Source organism: Nitrobacter hamburgensis X14, from assembly GCF_000013885.1.
GTDB lineage: Bacteria > Pseudomonadota > Alphaproteobacteria > Rhizobiales > Xanthobacteraceae > Nitrobacter > Nitrobacter hamburgensis.
This window is the reverse complement of sequence record NC_007964.1, coordinates 414,655-429,840: the sequence shown is the minus strand read 5'-3', so window position 1 is coordinate 429,840 and position 15,186 is coordinate 414,655. Positions and strand designations below refer to the sequence as shown.

The 15,186-nt window shown below is 63.0% G+C and carries 12 protein-coding genes; 5 read left to right on the top strand and 7 right to left on the bottom strand.

The window, feature by feature from the left end:
- The first annotated feature begins 4 nt into the window (after window positions 1-4).
- Window positions 5-979 (top strand): type II secretion system F family protein, encoded by a 975-nt coding sequence (locus NHAM_RS02020; protein ID WP_011508982.1) that lies wholly within the window; start codon window positions 5-7, stop codon window positions 977-979.
- A gap of 9 nt (window positions 980-988) precedes the next feature.
- Complete coding sequence (locus tag NHAM_RS02015; protein ID WP_011508981.1) at window positions 989-1,966, top strand: type II secretion system F family protein; 978 nt, start codon at window positions 989-991, stop codon at window positions 1,964-1,966.
- A gap of 92 nt (window positions 1,967-2,058) precedes the next feature.
- Here NHAM_RS02015 and NHAM_RS02010 read toward each other — a convergent pair whose 3' ends face one another.
- A complete protein-coding gene (locus NHAM_RS02010) occupies window positions 2,059-2,868 on the bottom strand; it encodes a tetratricopeptide repeat protein (RefSeq protein ID WP_011508980.1) in 810 nt (269 codons plus the stop codon).
- A gap of 150 nt (window positions 2,869-3,018) precedes the next feature.
- Between NHAM_RS02010 and NHAM_RS02005 the strand changes: the two genes are divergently transcribed.
- Together NHAM_RS02005 and NHAM_RS02000 are read left to right on the top strand one after the other, a co-directional pair.
- Window positions 3,019-4,401 carry a leucyl aminopeptidase family protein gene (locus NHAM_RS02005; protein ID WP_011508979.1) on the top strand — a complete coding sequence of 461 codons (1,383 nt, stop codon included), beginning with the start codon at window positions 3,019-3,021 and terminating at the stop codon, window positions 4,399-4,401.
- Window positions 4,394-5,239, top strand: coding sequence for a C40 family peptidase (locus NHAM_RS02000; RefSeq protein ID WP_011508978.1), 846 nt, complete (start codon window positions 4,394-4,396; stop codon window positions 5,237-5,239). The genes NHAM_RS02005 and NHAM_RS02000 overlap by 8 nt, the downstream gene beginning before the upstream one ends.
- Before the next feature lies 1 nt (window position 5,240).
- Here NHAM_RS02000 and NHAM_RS01995 read toward each other — a convergent pair whose 3' ends face one another.
- The 6 genes from NHAM_RS01995 to NHAM_RS01970 all read right to left on the bottom strand — a co-directional run bounded on the left by NHAM_RS01995 (window position 5,241) and on the right by NHAM_RS01970 (window position 13,994).
- Entirely contained in the window at window positions 5,241-6,872 is a 1,632-nt protein-coding gene (locus tag NHAM_RS01995) for an ABC transporter ATP-binding protein (RefSeq protein WP_011508977.1), read from the bottom strand.
- A 6-nt stretch (window positions 6,873-6,878) separates the two neighbouring features.
- Window positions 6,879-8,057 carry an ABC transporter permease gene (locus tag NHAM_RS01990; protein ID WP_041357598.1) on the bottom strand — a complete coding sequence of 393 codons (1,179 nt, stop codon included), beginning with the start codon at window positions 8,055-8,057 and terminating at the stop codon, window positions 6,879-6,881.
- A complete protein-coding gene (locus NHAM_RS01985; RefSeq protein WP_011508975.1) occupies window positions 8,057-9,166 on the bottom strand; it encodes a microcin C ABC transporter permease YejB in 1,110 nt (369 codons plus the stop codon). Before NHAM_RS01985 ends, NHAM_RS01990 begins: the two co-directional genes overlap by 1 nt.
- Before the next feature lie 2 nt (window positions 9,167-9,168).
- Entirely contained in the window at window positions 9,169-11,055 is a 1,887-nt protein-coding gene (locus tag NHAM_RS01980) for an extracellular solute-binding protein (protein ID WP_011508974.1), read from the bottom strand.
- Between the two features lie 14 nt (window positions 11,056-11,069).
- Window positions 11,070-12,971 (bottom strand): extracellular solute-binding protein, encoded by a 1,902-nt coding sequence (locus NHAM_RS01975; RefSeq protein WP_041357597.1) that lies wholly within the window; start codon window positions 12,969-12,971, stop codon window positions 11,070-11,072.
- A gap of 468 nt (window positions 12,972-13,439) precedes the next feature.
- A complete protein-coding gene (locus NHAM_RS01970; RefSeq protein ID WP_011508972.1) occupies window positions 13,440-13,994 on the bottom strand; it encodes a c-type cytochrome in 555 nt (184 codons plus the stop codon).
- Between the two features lie 232 nt (window positions 13,995-14,226).
- On the opposite strand from NHAM_RS01970, the gene NHAM_RS01965 reads away from it, so the two are divergent.
- Window positions 14,227-15,003, top strand: coding sequence for a 3-deoxy-manno-octulosonate cytidylyltransferase (locus NHAM_RS01965; protein ID WP_011508971.1), 777 nt, complete (start codon window positions 14,227-14,229; stop codon window positions 15,001-15,003).
- Window positions 15,004-15,186: the final 183 nt, after the last annotated feature.

Genomic DNA, 15,186 nt, shown 5'->3' with positions numbered 1-15,186 from the left:
GCCGATGAACTTGCAGACCCTCGCAATGGCATTCATGGCTGCAACCGCGGTTGGCGGCGTCGCATGGGTATTCCTGTATCCGGCGCTGTCGGGCGAGGCGAAGGCGGAGAAGCGCCGTTCGGCATTCGCGCGGACAGCGCCGGCGGTCCGGCAGGTCGACAGAGCCCAGCGTTCGCGCCGCGAGCAGATCGAGGGATCGCTGCGGGAAATCGAGCAACGCCAGAAGCGCGACAGCAAGATCACGCTCAACGACCGCATCGCACAGGCAGGCCTGTCCTGGTCGAAGGAAAAATTTCTGATCGTCTCCGGCATTTTCGGCGCGGTCTGTTTTGCCGTTCCAATGTTTTCGGGAGCCGGGCCGATCGCCGCGGTCGGCCTTGCATTCGCGGCGGGCTTCGGCTTGCCGCGCTGGCTGCTGGGCTTCCTCAAGACGCGCCGCGAGAAGGCGTTTCTGCGCGCGCTTCCCGATGCGGTGGACGTGATCGTTCGCGGCATCAAGGCCGGCCTGCCACTGTTCGAATCCATCAAGGTGGTCGCGGCCGACTCGCCGGAGCCGCTGAAAAGCGAATTCGCGGCGATCATCGAAACGCAGGCGATCGGCATGCCGCTCGGCGAGGCCTGTGCGCGGCTGTACGAGCGGATGCCGGTTCCCGAAGCGAACTTCTTCGGCATCGTGATCGCGATCCAGCAGAAATCCGGCGGCAACCTGTCGGAAGCTCTCGGCAACCTGTCCAAGGTGCTACGCGACCGCAAGAAGATGGCCGAGAAAATCCAGGCCATGTCGATGGAAGCCAAGGCGTCCGCCGCCATCATCGGCTCGCTGCCTCCCGTCGTCATGATGCTGGTCTATCTGACTACCCCGGACTACATCGCAATGCTTTGGACCCATCCCACCGGGCGGCTGATGCTGGCCGGCTGCGTATTGTGGATGTCGGCCGGCATCTTCGTGATGAAGAAAATGATCAACTTCGACTTCTGACGGTGCAGCATGCTCGACTTCCTGATCGAGAAACTCCACGACCCGCAGTTCATGACGATGGTGCTCGCCGCCATCGCCGCCAGCGCAACTGTCTATACTCTGATCACGCCGTTCTTCGCGGCGGAGGGGCTCACCAAGCGGATGAAGGCCGTCGCCAGCGAGCGCGAACGCATCCGGCAGCGCGAGCGCGAGCGGCTCGCGAAATCCGAAAAGGTCTCGCTGCGTCAGGCCCCGAAGCAGTTCGTCTCGAAGGTCGTGGAAGATCTCAATCTCGGCAAGTGGGTGGCGCAGGAAGCCGCACGCGAGAAACTCGTCATGGCGGGGTATCGCGGTCAGGCGCCTTACGTCACCTTCCTGTTCTTCCGCATGGTCACCCCGATCGTGATGCTGATCGGAGCGATCGTCTACGTTTTCCTGCTATCACACATGCAGCAGTCGACCCCGATCAAGATCGGCATCTGCATCGGCGCCGCGTTTTTCGGCTTGCAGGCGCCGATGCTGTTCCTGAAGAACGCCATCACCAAACGCCAGATCTCGATCAAACGGGCCTTCCCGGACGCGCTCGATCTGCTGCTGATCTGCATCGAATCCGGCATGTCGATCGAAGTCGCGTTCCGCAAGGTCAGCACGGAAATCGGCAGCCAGTCGGTCGCGCTGGCCGAGGAGTTCACGCTGACCACGGCCGAATTGTCGTACCTTCAGGACCGCAAGGTCGCCTACGAGAATCTGGCAAAACGCACCGGGGTCGAGGGCGTGAAATCGGTGTGTCTCGCACTCCAGCAGTCGGAACGATACGGCACTCCGCTCGCACAAAGCCTTCGCGTGATGGCCCAGGAAAATCGCGATATGCGCATGACCGAAGCCGAGAAGAAGGCGGCCGCCCTGCCGCCCAAGCTGACGGTCCCGATGATCGTGTTCTTCCTTCCCGTGCTGTTCGTGGTCATTCTCGGGCCGACGGGCATCAAGATCGCGGCCCAGATGCATTGAGGGTTTACGGATCGGCGGCGCTGCTGCAGGCCGGTCACTCCGATCGCGGACCGCTTTCGGGAGCCATGACCCAAATCTTCATGACCGAAGTCTTATGATTTGCGGGAATCCGGACCAAGAACATCTCCCGCGCCGGCCCGCGCGTTGGCGCCGCGGCCGAGCATCTGCTTCAGATAGGCGACGTTAGCCTCCGCCTCATTGGCGGGCAGATCGGCTTTCACGATGCTCTCGGCCTCGTCGAACCGGCCCTGCAAGCCGACGACCAGCGCCAGGTTCTGCCGGATCCGGCTGTCGGCCCGAGCGCTGGCATAAGCGCGGCGCAACACCTCCTCGGCTTTTGCAAGTTCCTTGGTCAGGACATACGACATGCCGAGATTGGACAGTACCGAGGGCTCGTCGGGCCTGATCCTGAGCGCGCTTGCATAATAGCGGCGCGCGTCGTCGTGACGGCCGAGCTTGTCGAGCGTGGTCCCCTGGACCGAGAGAATCCGCCAGTCCGGATTTGCCGGCGTGTGCGCCCGGCCGAGCACATCGAACGCCTGCTGTGACTGGCCGTTGTCGGCCAGCGCCCGCCCCCAGCCGGCAAGCACCGCCTTGTTGCCGGGGTTCAGGATCGCGGCGCGTTCCAGCACCGCAACGGCCTGGGCGCGCTGCCCGATGGCGCGCAATGCCTGCCCGTACTTCAGGGCCACATCGGGGTCTTTGGGATTGGCGCGAAACCGCTCGCCATAGACTTCGGCGGTGCGATGAGGATCGGTTGCGGGATTCGCCTCCGTCCTCGCGCCGAGCGAGCCGGTGACGTCGGACATGCCCGCGGTCTGACAGCCGGCGAGTCCGGCCGCCAGCATCGCCGTCACGGCTGCGGATGCGAGGAGCCTGGCAAGACACGACTGCTGACGCATAAGCACTTACTCGCAATTGCGGGCCGATCAGGAAGCTGGACGGTTTCAGCAATAGACTGTTAACCCTAACGTCTGGTTAACTACCCTGCCTGACACCCGCGCCTCCTCCCGTTAAACTCCTCCTCATCAAACCGAGAGATCGAGACAACCATGCATCCTGCGTTTGCGACCGTGCCTGCCGAGGAGGCCGTTCCGATCACCTTCGTGGCCAAGGCGACGTGGGAAACGATGGGTGTACCGCTCGATGCTCCGGCACGCCGGTTTGCCGAGGCGAGCGGCTTTGCGGCGAAGCCGGGGCAGTACCTCGCGCTGCCCGCAGCGAACGGCGACGTCTCACACATTCTCCTCGGACTTGGCGATGCATCGGACCTCGCGCGCGACCCCTTCCTCGCCGGCAAGCTGCCGGGGCTGTTGCCTGCCGGGACATTCCGCTTTGCCAATGCGCCGGACGATATGCATCTCGCGGCGCTGGCGTTCGCGCTCGGCAGCTACCGCTTCGATCGCTACCGCAAGGCCGATGCACAAAAAGCCACGCTGGTGCCGCCCGAAGGCGTCGACATCGCTGATATCTCGCGGATGGCGGATGCGGCGACGCTTGCCCGCGACCTGATCAATACGCCCGCCAACGATATGGGCCCCGGAGAGCTTGCGGCGGCGGCCGAGAGCCTTGCGCAGCGTTTCGGCGCGAAATTCGGCTGCATCGTCGGCGACGATCTGAGACAGCGGAATTTCCCGCTGATCCATGCCGTCGGCATGGCCTCGCCGCGCGCGCCGCGCCTGATCGATATCGCCTGGGGCGATCCCGCGCACCCGAAGGTTACGCTGGTCGGGAAAGGCGTCTGCTTCGACACCGGGGGCGTCGATCTCAAAACCGCCAGCGGCATGCAGATCATGAAGAAGGACATGGGCGGCGCGGCCAATGTGCTGGCTTTGGCGCTGATGATCATGGATGCGAAGCTGAAGGTCCGGCTGCGCGTGCTGATCCCGGCGGTCGAAAACTCCGTGGCCGGCAACGCGTTCCGGCCGCTCGACATCTTTCCGTCGCGCAAGGGACCGACAGTGGAAATCGGCAACACCGACGCCGAGGGCCGGCTGGTCCTCGCCGACGCGCTGGCGCTGGCCGATGAAGAGAAACCCGACCTGCTGATCGATCTGGGGACGCTCACCGGCGCGGCGCGCGTGGCGCTGGGACCGGATATCCCGCCGTTCTATACCAGCGACGACGCACTGGCGCTCGATGTCGCGCGCTGCGCGCAGGCCGAGAACGATCCGCTGTGGCGGATGCCGCTATGGCCCGCTTACGATGCGTGGCTCGATTCCAAGGTCGCCGACATCAACAATGCGCCGTCGGGCGGCTTTGCCGGCTCGATCGTCTGCGCGCTGTTCCTGCAGCGCTTCGTCGAGGCGGCGAAGAACTGGCTTCATGTCGATATCTACGGCTGGACGCCGTCGGCGAAGCCGGCGCGCCCGGAGGGCGGCGAATGCCAGGCCGCGCGCGCGATCTACAGGCTGTTGAGCGAACGCTATGGATGATCCGCGTCTCACGCCGGCCCGGCCGGAGGTCGCCGCCCGCTATCTCGAAGGCACGATCGAGGCGGCACGCTTCGCCGATGGCGAGGAATGGGAGGTCGTTGACGCGGTGGTACCGCTGCGGCGCCAGCCTTTGCCTGACGCCATGCTCGACACCCAGGCGCTGCGCGGCGAGCGCGTCACGGTTTACGACCACAACTCCGAAGGCTGGGCCTGGGGTCAATTGAACGGCGACGGCTATGTCGGCTGGCTGCCCGACCGCGCGCTCGCACGGCCCGGCGCGGCACCGACACACAAGGTCATTGCCTTGCGGACGTTTGCCTTTCCCGGGCCGTCGATCAAGCTGCAGCCGGCCGAGACGCTGTCGCTCGGCGCCAGGCTGACCGTCCAGCGCCATGACGGCGACTTTGCCGTCGCCGCCGGCCATCTCCACATACCCGCCGTCCATGTCGCGCCGCTCGATGACATCGCGGTGGATTTCGTCACGGTCGCCGAAATGTTCACCGGAACGCCGTATCTGTGGGGCGGCAAGACCAGCCTCGGTATCGACTGCTCAGGGCTCGTGCAGGTGGCGCTCAACGCATCCGGCATCGGATGCCCGCGCGACAGCGACATGCAGGAGCGAGCCCTGGGCCGCACGCTATCTCCCGTGGAGGCGCAACAGCCGCGGCGCGGCGATCTGATGTTCTGGAAAGGACACGTCGCCATCGTCCGCGATGCGACCACGCTGGTCCACGCCAACGCCCATCACATGGCCACCGCCATTGAGCGCATTGACGAGGCGATCACCCGCATCAAGGCGGCGGGAAGTGAAGTGACGAGCGTGAAGCGGCTGGATTGATTTATTTCGATTCGCCCGGCGCGGTCTCCAGCCGGAAAGCGGCAGCAAACAGCGCGCGCGTGTAATCCGATTTCGGATTCTTGAACAGGTGCGACGCCGGCCCTTCCTCGACCACCTTGCCGTGCCGCATCACGATGAGATGGCTGGCAAGAGAGGCGACCACGCGCAGATCGTGCGAGATGAACATATAGGTCAGGTCGCGCTTGCGCTGCAGGTCGCGCAAGAGATCGACCATCTGCGCCTGGAACAGCATGTCGAGCGCACTGGTCGGTTCGTCCAGCACGACGAAATTCGGCTCCAGCACCACGGCGCGCGCGATACTGATGCGCTGGCGCTGGCCCCCGGAGAATTCGTGCGGATAGCGAAAGCGCGTTGCAGGATCGAGCCCGACATCTTTCAGCGCCTTGACCACCCGCGCCTCGCGCTCAGTGTCCGAAAGCGATCGCTGATGCACGCTCAAGCCCTCGGCCACGATATCGCCGACCGACATTCGCGGACTCAACGCCCCGAACGGGTCCTGAAACACGATCTGCATGTCGCGGCGGAACGGCCGCATCGCCTTGAAACGCAGACCCTGGATGTTCTTGCTCAGGAACACGATCGGGCCATCGGACGAGATCAACCGCAACAGCGCCAGCCCCAGCGTGGTCTTGCCGGACCCGGATTCGCCGACGACGCCGAGCGTTTCGCCCTTGCGCACCTTCAGCGTCACGCCGTCGACCGCCTTGATGTGGCCGACCGTCTTGCGCAACAGGCCGCGCCGGATCGGAAACCAGACCTTGAGATCGTCGGCTGCGATCACGACCGGAGACTCCGGCCGCGGCGGCGCAGGGTCGGGCTTCGGCTCGGCGGCCAAAAGCTCGCGCGTGTAGGGATGGCGCGGCTCTTCAAAGACCTGCTCGACCGGTCCCTTCTCGACGATCTTGCCGCCGTTCATGACGCAAACACGGTCGGCGATGCGGCGGACGATGCCGAGATCGTGGGTGATGAACAACAGACTCATTCCGAGCCGGGCGCGAATATCCGCCAATAGCGCCAGGATTTGCGCCTGCACGGTGACGTCGAGCGCGGTGGTCGGCTCGTCCGCGATCAGAAGGTCGGGTTCGTTGGCGAGCGCCATTGCGATCATGACGCGCTGGCGCTGGCCGCCGGACAATTGATGCGGATAGCTGGCGAGGCGGGTTTCCGGATCGGGAATGCCGACTTGTGTCAGCAGTTCCAGGGTCCGCTGCCGCGCCGCCGCGCCGCGAACCCCGCCGTGCAGCAGCATTATCTCGCTGATCTGCGCTTCGACGGTGTGCAGCGGATTGAGCGAGGTCATCGGCTCCTGAAAGATGATCGAGATGTCGTTGCCGCGAATGCTCCTGATCTCGCGCTCGGACATGCCGAGCAGCTCACGGCCTTTGAAGCGGATATTGCCGCTGGGGTGCGACGCAGCCGGATAGGGCAGCAGCTTCAGGATCGAGAGCGCGCTGACGGATTTTCCAGAGCCGGATTCGCCGACCAGCGCCACGCACTCGCCGCGTTTGATCTCGAACGAAATGCGATCGACGGCAACCGATGGTCCGCTGCCATGGTGAAACGCAACGGACAGGTCACGAACGTCGAGTAGCGGCTGATCGATGGCGCCCATTCCGGCCTACCTGAACGTCTTGCGCGGATCGAAGGCGTCGCGCACGGCTTCGCCGATGAAAATCAAGAGCGACAGCATGATCGCGAGCGCGAAAAATCCGGTGAACCCGAGCCAAGGCGCCTGCACGTTGGCCTTGCCCTGCGCCAGCATTTCACCGAGCGAGGGCGAGCCCGGCGGCAACCCGAAGCCGAGAAAATCCAGCGCCGTCAGGGTCATCACCGACGACGACACGATGAACGGCAGGAATGTCATGGTCGCGACCATGGCGTTGGGCAGAAGATGGCGGAACATGATGGTCGCGTTCGACACGCCGAGCGCCCGCGCCGCCATGATGTATTCGAAGTTGCGGCCGCGCAGGAATTCGGCGCGCACCAGACCGACCAGCGAGACCCACGAGAACAGCAACAGGATTCCGAGCAGCACGAAGAATCCCGGCACCAGCACCGACGACAGGATCAAAAGCAGATAGAGCGAGGGGATCGCGGTCCAGACCTCGATGAAGCGTTGAAAGCCGAGATCGACCCAGCCGCCGAAATATCCCTGCACGCCGCCAGCCGCGATGCCGATGACCGACGACACGATGGTCAGGCAGAGTCCGAACAGCACCGAAATCCGGAATCCGTAAATCAGCCGCGCCACGACGTCGCGACCCTGATCGTCGGTGCCGAGCCAGTTGTATTCGAGATCGCGACAACCCGTGAGGTGCTTTCTCTGCACCACATCCTTGCATTCCGCCTCGGTCAGCAGCCAGGTCGGTTTTGAGGGCGCCGGCGTCGGCAGATCGAGGTTGTGGGTGTCGTAGGAATAGCGGATCAGCGGCCAGACGATGGTGCCGCCCTTGTTCGCGATCAGCTTCTGCAAATAGGGATCGCGATAATCGGCGGCGGTCTCGAAGTCGCCGCCGAACGCGGTTTCCGGATAGGTCACGAATGCCGGGAAATAGAGATGCCCGTCGAACCTGATCAGGAACGGCCGATCGTTGGCGATCAATTCAGCGAACAGCGAGATGAAAAACAGAATCAGGAATATCCAGAGCGACCAGTAGCCGCGCCGGTTCGATTTGAAGCTCTGCCAGCGGCGGCGATTGAGCGGCGACAGGCGCAGCGAATGGCGCGTCGGCGGCACCGCTTCGCCGAGCGGCGAGACGGCCTCGGCTTCGATGGGCTTTGGCGAAGTCACCGCCATCAAACCTCCCGCGCCTCGAAGTCGATCCGCGGGTCGATCCACATGTAGGTCAGATCGGAGATCAGGTTGATCGCAAGCCCGACCAGCGAAAAGATGAACAACGTGCCGAACACCACCGGATAGTCGCGATTGAGCACGCTCTCAAAACCGAGCAGGCCGAGCCCGTCGAGCGAAAAAATGGTTTCGATCAAAAGCGACCCTGAAAAGAAGGCGTGAACGAACGCGCCGGGAAACCCGGCGATGACGATCAGCATGGCGTTGCGGAACACGTGATTGTAAAGCACCTGCCGCTCGCCGCAGCCCTTGGCGCGCGCCGTCATCACGTACTGCTTGCGGATTTCGTCGAGGAACGAGTTCTTGGTCAGCAGCGTCATGGTGGCGAAGGCGCCGAGCGCCATCGAGATGATAGGCAGCGTCAGGTGCCAGAAATAATCGAGGATTTTCCAGTACCAGGGAAACTGGCTCCAGCCGTCCGACGTCAATCCGCGCAAGGGAAAGATGCTGAAGAACGATCCGCCGGCGAACAGGATAATGAGCAGGATCGCAAACAGAAAGCCGGGGATCGCAAAGCCGACGATAATCACCGCCGAGGTCCAGGTGTCGAAGCGTGATCCGTCCCTGACCGCCTTGCGGATTCCGAGCGGTATCGAAATCAGGTAGGTCAGAAGGGTCATCCAGATGCCGAGCGACATCGAGACCGGCAGCTTTTCCTTGATGAGCTGGATCACGGTGGTGTCGCGGAAGTAGCTCTTGCCGAAATCGAAGCGGGAGAAATTCCACACCATCAGCAGAAAGCGTTCCGGCGCCGGTTTGTCGAAGCCGAACTGCTTTTCAAGACTCTTGATGAAGGCGGGATCGAGTCCCTGAGCGCCGCGGTATTTCGAATTGATGGCGTCGGACGACGCCCCGACCTGGCCGCGCGCGCCGAAATCGCCGCCGGACGATCCGGAAATGCGTGACATCGCGCCGGTATCCGCGCCGCTCAGTTGCGCGATCACCCGCTCGACCGGACCACCGGGCGCGAACTGCACCACGACGAACGACACGAACAGGATGCCCAGCAATGTGGGAATCATCAACAGAATGCGGCGGGCGATATATGCGCTCATGCCTATTTCGCCTGCCCAGACGACGCCGGTTTGGCCGGCGACGACCACCAGATGTCAGGAGCCATCACGCCGAGATATTTTGGGAGGTTCGGCGGATGCCCGAACAGATCCCAATAGGCCAGCCGGTGCGCGTTCGAATACCATTGCGGCACCCAGTAACGGCCGGCGCGAATGACGCGATCCAGCGCGCGAGCGGCGAATACGAGCCTGGCGCGGGTATCGGCCGCGATCACCTGTTCCATCAGAGAATCGACCTCAGGATCCGAAATGCCGGCGAGGTTGTTCGATCCCTTGGTTCTTGCTGCCCGCGACGAAAAGAACGGCCGCAGCGAGTCACCCGGAACGGTCGAGAAGCCGAAACGTTCGATCATCATGTCGAAATCGAAGTCATCACGCCGCGCCCTCGCCTGCACGGGATCGACCAGCCGCAGCGTCGCCTCGATACCGAGCGTTCCGAGGTTCTTTATATACGGCATATGATGGGCCTGGAACGCCGGCTCATCGAGCAGGAACTCTACGCGGAAGACCTCGCCCCGCGGGGTCATCCGCTTGCCGTCCTTGATGTGAAAACCCGCATCGTTGAGCAGTTGTGCCGCCTTACGCAACAGCTTGCGGTCCTGTCCCGAGCCGTCGGACACCGGCGGCACGAACGGCATGCCGAACACCTCGTCCGGCACCTTGCCGCGGAACGGCTCCAGCAACGCCGCTTCCTCCGGCGACGGCAGGCCGCTCGCCATCAGGTCGGAATTCTGGAACGGCGACACCGTCCGCACGTAGGCGCCGTACATGATGCTCTTGTTGGTCCACTCGAAATCGAAGGCGCAGTCGAGCGCCTCGCGAACGCGGGGGTCCTTGAACTTGTCGCGGCGGGTATTGATGAACCAGCCTTGCGCGCCGGACGGCGTCTCGTCGGGCAACTGCTCGCGCTTGACGCGGCCCTCGGTCATCGCCGGGAAATCGTAGCGCGTATTCCAGATGCGGGAGGTGAATTCCTCCCGGTACAGGTAGCTACGACCGGTAAAGCCCTCGAACGCCACATCGCGGTCGCGGTAGAAATCGAACCGCACCGTATCGAAATTGTAACTTCCGCGATTGACCGGAAGATCGGCGCCCCACCAGTCCTTGACCCGGTCGAACTCGATGAAACGGTTCGACTCGAACCGGCCGACCTTGTACGGCCCGCTGCCGAGCGGAACGTCGAGCGTGGATTCCTCGAACGGATGCGCGGTGTAATAGGCTTGCGAAAAGATCGGCAGGCCCGCGACAAACGGCGGCACGTCGCGTCCGCGCTTCGGCGCGAAGGTGACGATCAGCGTCGTGTCGTCGGGTGCTTCCGCCTTCACCATGTCGCGCATCTGCTGCGTGATCAGGGGATGCCCCTTGGTCTTCAAGACCATCAGAGAGAAGGCGGCATCGCGCGCGGTGAGTTTCTGCCCATCATGAAACCGGGCCTCCGGCCGCATCGCGAAACGGTAGGTCAGTCCGTCGGCCGAGATGCGCACCGACTTCGCGGCCAGGCCGTACATCGCATCGGGCTCGTCGCCGGCCCGCGCCATCAGCGACGTGAACGTCATCCCCATGCCCTGTGCACCATCACCCTTCAGGATGAAGGCGTTGAGCGAGTTGAAGGTCTGGAACGATTGATTGAAAGCACGGCTCGACGGAATGGTCGAAAACAGTCCGCCCTTCGGTGCATCGGCATTGACGTAATCGAAGTGATGGAAATCGGCCGGATATTTCAGGTCGCCAAACGCCGACATGCCATGAGATTCACCTTGGGATTCGGTCTCCGCACCGGCCGCGGGCGCAGCGATAGCCGGCAGGAACCAGGCCGCGCTCGCCGCACCGACACCAAGACCGATCACCTGCCGGCGGCTGGGCTGCCTCATCCGCGCGAAACTCCTCAAGATCGATTGCCGACCTTGGCCGCTTTGCCGGCATCGTACCACCACAGCGCCGGGAAGGCCGAAAGACCGTACTTCGGCATTTCGGCCGGCCGGCCAAAGCGATCCCATCGCGCAGTGCGCACCTTCGAATAGGTCCACTGCGGCACCACATAGTTATTCCATAAAAGAACCCGGTCGAGCGCGTGAGTGGCAGCGACGAGATCGGCGCGGTCCGTGGCGAAGATCACGCGCTCGATCAGCTTGTCGATGGCGGGATTCTTGATGCCGACGATATTGCGCGATCCGGGCATGTCCGCCGCGCGCGAGCCCCAGAACTCGCGCTGTTCGTTGCCGGGCGACAGCGATTCGCCCCACGACGCGACGACCATATCGAAGTCCCAGGTCCGCAGCCGGTTCTCGTATTGCGTCGAATCGATCGTCCGGATGCTGACGGTGATCCCCATGCGTTCCAGCGATGGCTTGTAGGACAGCAGGACCCGTTCGAAGCTCGGGTCTTCCGCCAGCAGTTCGATCTCGAACGGCGCGCCGGTCTTGCCGTCAACCTGCTTGCCGCCACGCACCTCGTAACCCGCGTCCTTCAGGAGCTTCATACCCTCGCGCAGGTTGGCGCGAACCGCCTCCGAGCTGCCGCCGACCGGATTGCTGTAGGGTGCCGTGAACACCTCGGGCGGAACTTCGGCGCGAACGGGTTCGAGGATTTCAAGCTCCCTACCCTCGGGCAGACCGCTCGATGCCAGTTCGGTGCCCTCGAAATAGCTCGCGATCCGCGTGTATTGCCCGAAGAACAGTTGCTGGTTCATGGTCTCGAAATCGAACGCGAAGTTCAGCGCCCGCCGCACCCGCGGATCGGAAAACTTCTCGCGGCGGATGTTCGGCGCGAACGCCTGCATCACGCCCGAACTGCGATTGGGAAATTCCTCCAGGACGACGCGGCCTTCCTTTACCGCCGGAAAATCGTAGGCCGTGGCCCAGTTCTTGGCGCTGTTTTCCGTGCGCCAATCGACCTGGCCGCCCTTGAAGGCTTCGAGCGCGACGGTGCCGTCACGAAAATAGTCGTAACGCAATTCGTCGAAGTTGTTGCGGCCGACATTGAAGTTGGAATTCAGGCCCCAGTAATCCTTGACCCGCTCCAGCGTGACCGAGCGCGCCGCCTCGAAACTTTTGATCCTGTAGGCGGCGCTGCCGAGCGGCGGCTCCAGCGTGGTCGCGGAAATGTCGCGCCTTTTGCCCGCATCATCGGTGCCTTCCCACCAGTGTTTCGGAAGCACCATCAGTTGTCCGACGATCTGCGGCAGTTCGCGGTTTCCCGGCGCGTCGAAGGTGAAGGTGACGTCGCGCTCGCCGGTCTTTTCGGCCTTCACCACATGACGATAGTAAGCCGCGTATTGGGGGTGATGCATCTTGAGCGAATCGAGCGAGAAAATCACGTCATCCGGCGTCACCGGCTTGCCGTCGTGCCACCTCGCTTCCTTGCGCAGCCGGTAGACCACGTAGGAGAAGTCGTCGGGATAAGCGACCGACTCCGCGAGCGCGCCGTACTCCGTTGAAACCTCGTCCAGCGACGGCAACGTCAGCGATTCGTAGATCAGCCCGACTGCCAATGCGATCGAGCCTTTCACGCCCGACACCACAGGGTTGAAATTGTCGAAGGTGCCAAGCCCGATCTGCCGCACTGCGCCGCCGCTGGGCGCGTCCGGATTGACATAGTCGAAATGCTTGAAGCCTTCGGGATATTTCACGTCGCCGAACAGCGAAAGCCCGTGCCGCCACTTGAGATCGACCGGCGCAGCCTGCGCACGGGCTGCTTCGATGGGTGAAGCGCCGGTCAGGACTTTGATCGCGGGAGCGGCTGCGATCAGGGCTCCGCCATGAAGGAGACGTCGTCGGGTGAAGGCCAATGCGGGTTTCCTGCGAGCTGTCGGTCGAGGGACTAGCGCATGATCCGCCAAAGTGTGAGCGGCCTGGCGAAAGACCATGCACATTCCCAATATCTTAGAGCGCGATGGGACGCAAAACCGGGATCACTTTTGCTGATCGCGCTCTAACGGTGCAACACAAAGCGGTGTTTCGCCCGATTATGTCGGTTTTTCGGGATGACGCCACCCCACCTCCCGCACTTGTGCGGCGAACGTGCTGATATGTGAGGATGACCGGCAGCGTAGCCGGGAGAATCCTCGTCGCGAACCGATAGCCATCCTCGGGGTCAAGCCCGAGGACATGCTCCGCTCGAAAACGCTATCGATCACGTTCATGATTTTGGATCGATTCGATCTAAAATCATGAACGTGATCGATTCCAATATTTTGAGAAGCGGGATGCGGGCGGAAAACCGCTGCACACTTTTCCGCATCCCGCTATCGCCCGCGCTACTTCGAGGCGGCCGGCAGCGGCTCCGGCTTGTCGGAGTTCTTGTTCAGATAGGCAATGATGTCGGCACGCTCGCTGTCCTTGGGCACGCCGGCGAACGACATGGCGGTGCCGGGGATGTATCCCTTCGGATTGGTGAGGAACTTGTTCAGCTCGTCGAAGGTCCAGGTGCCGCCCTTGGCCTTCATGGCCGCCGAGAAGTTGAATCCGCGGCCCTGGCCGCGCGGCTCGCCGACGATGCCGTAGAGATTGGGGCCGACCCGGTTGGGTCCGCCCTTCTCGAAGGTATGGCAGGCGGCGCACTTCTTGGCTGCGGCGGCGCCCTCCTCGGCCGATGCGGTTTGCAGCAGCTTCCCGATCGGCACCTCCGCCGCCGGCTTGGCTTCCTTGTCAGCCGCAGCCGGTTCCTGCTTGACCTTGACGTCAATTTTGAAACCAGGCTTCGCCGGCACGACAGGCGCGAAAATCGCCTGGGCGACGAAATTCATGACCAGCAGAACGATGCACGTGCCCAGGAGCACGCCGAGAAATTTATTGATATCGGAAACGCCCATTTTCGGTCAGGCTCCAGTCGTTGTCAGGCTTCAAGTCCTTGAAAGTCGACTGTAAGGCCGGCTAAACGACCACGGAATACGAAATGCCGCCGCAACCGCTGGCCGGATCGTGGCAGGCGGCGGGACGAGATAACGGTTTGCCCGTGCCCTGACAACCCGTATAAACGCCGCAACCCTTGAAAAACCGCGCCAAATCCCGATCACTTTCTCCGGGCCGTGGACTTTCCGACCGATGACCAAGACCCGCACGCTGGTGCTGATTCCGGCCCGCATGGCCGCGACCCGGCTGCCCGGGAAACCGCTGCTGGATATCGGCGGCCTGCCGATGGTGGTCCATGTCCTGCGGCGAGCCGAGACCGCCGGCATCGGCCGCGTCGCCGTCGCCACCGACACTCCCGAGATCGCGGCCGCAGTGACGGCCCATGGCGGCGAAGCAATCATGACGCGCGCCGATCATCCGTCCGGATCCGACCGCGTCTTCGAGGCGCTCGACCGTCTCGACCCCGACGGACGCATCGAGACGATCATCAACCTGCAGGGCGATTTCCCGACCATCCGCCCGGATATTATCCGCGACGTGCTTAAGCCGCTGGCCGACCCCGCGGTCGATATCGCGACGCTGGCCGCCGAAATCCACAGCGACGAAGAGGCCACCAACCCGAATGTCGTCAAGGCCGTGGGATCGCCGGTAGCCCCGCGGCGGCTGCGCGCGCTCTACTTCACCCGCGCCACCGCCCCGCACGGCGACGGCCCGCGCTACCACCACATCGGGCTTTACGCCTATCGCCGCAAAGCGCTGCAACGCTTCGTCGAACTGCCGCCCTCACCTCTTGAGCGGCAGGAAAGGCTCGAGCAATTGCGGGCGCTGGAAGGCGGAATGCGGATCGACATCATGATCGTGGACGACGTGCCGCGGGGCGTCGATACCGCGGCCGACCTCGAAACCGCCCGCCGCATTCTGGCTAGTGTCCCGATACCAAAGCTCGCATACCCTCGCAGCAACCTTTGATGCGAACTTCGGAATTAAAGGGACACTAGCAACTTTATGATTCTAGTGTGGTTTGGGTTCGGAAGTTCGCTTGACGGACTTGCCGAGACAATGAAGCGAACTTCTGAACCACCACACTAGTCACCTGGAACTGAAGTTCGTTTCATGATAATCTGCTGCATTCGCAAGAGTGCGGGAGCGCAG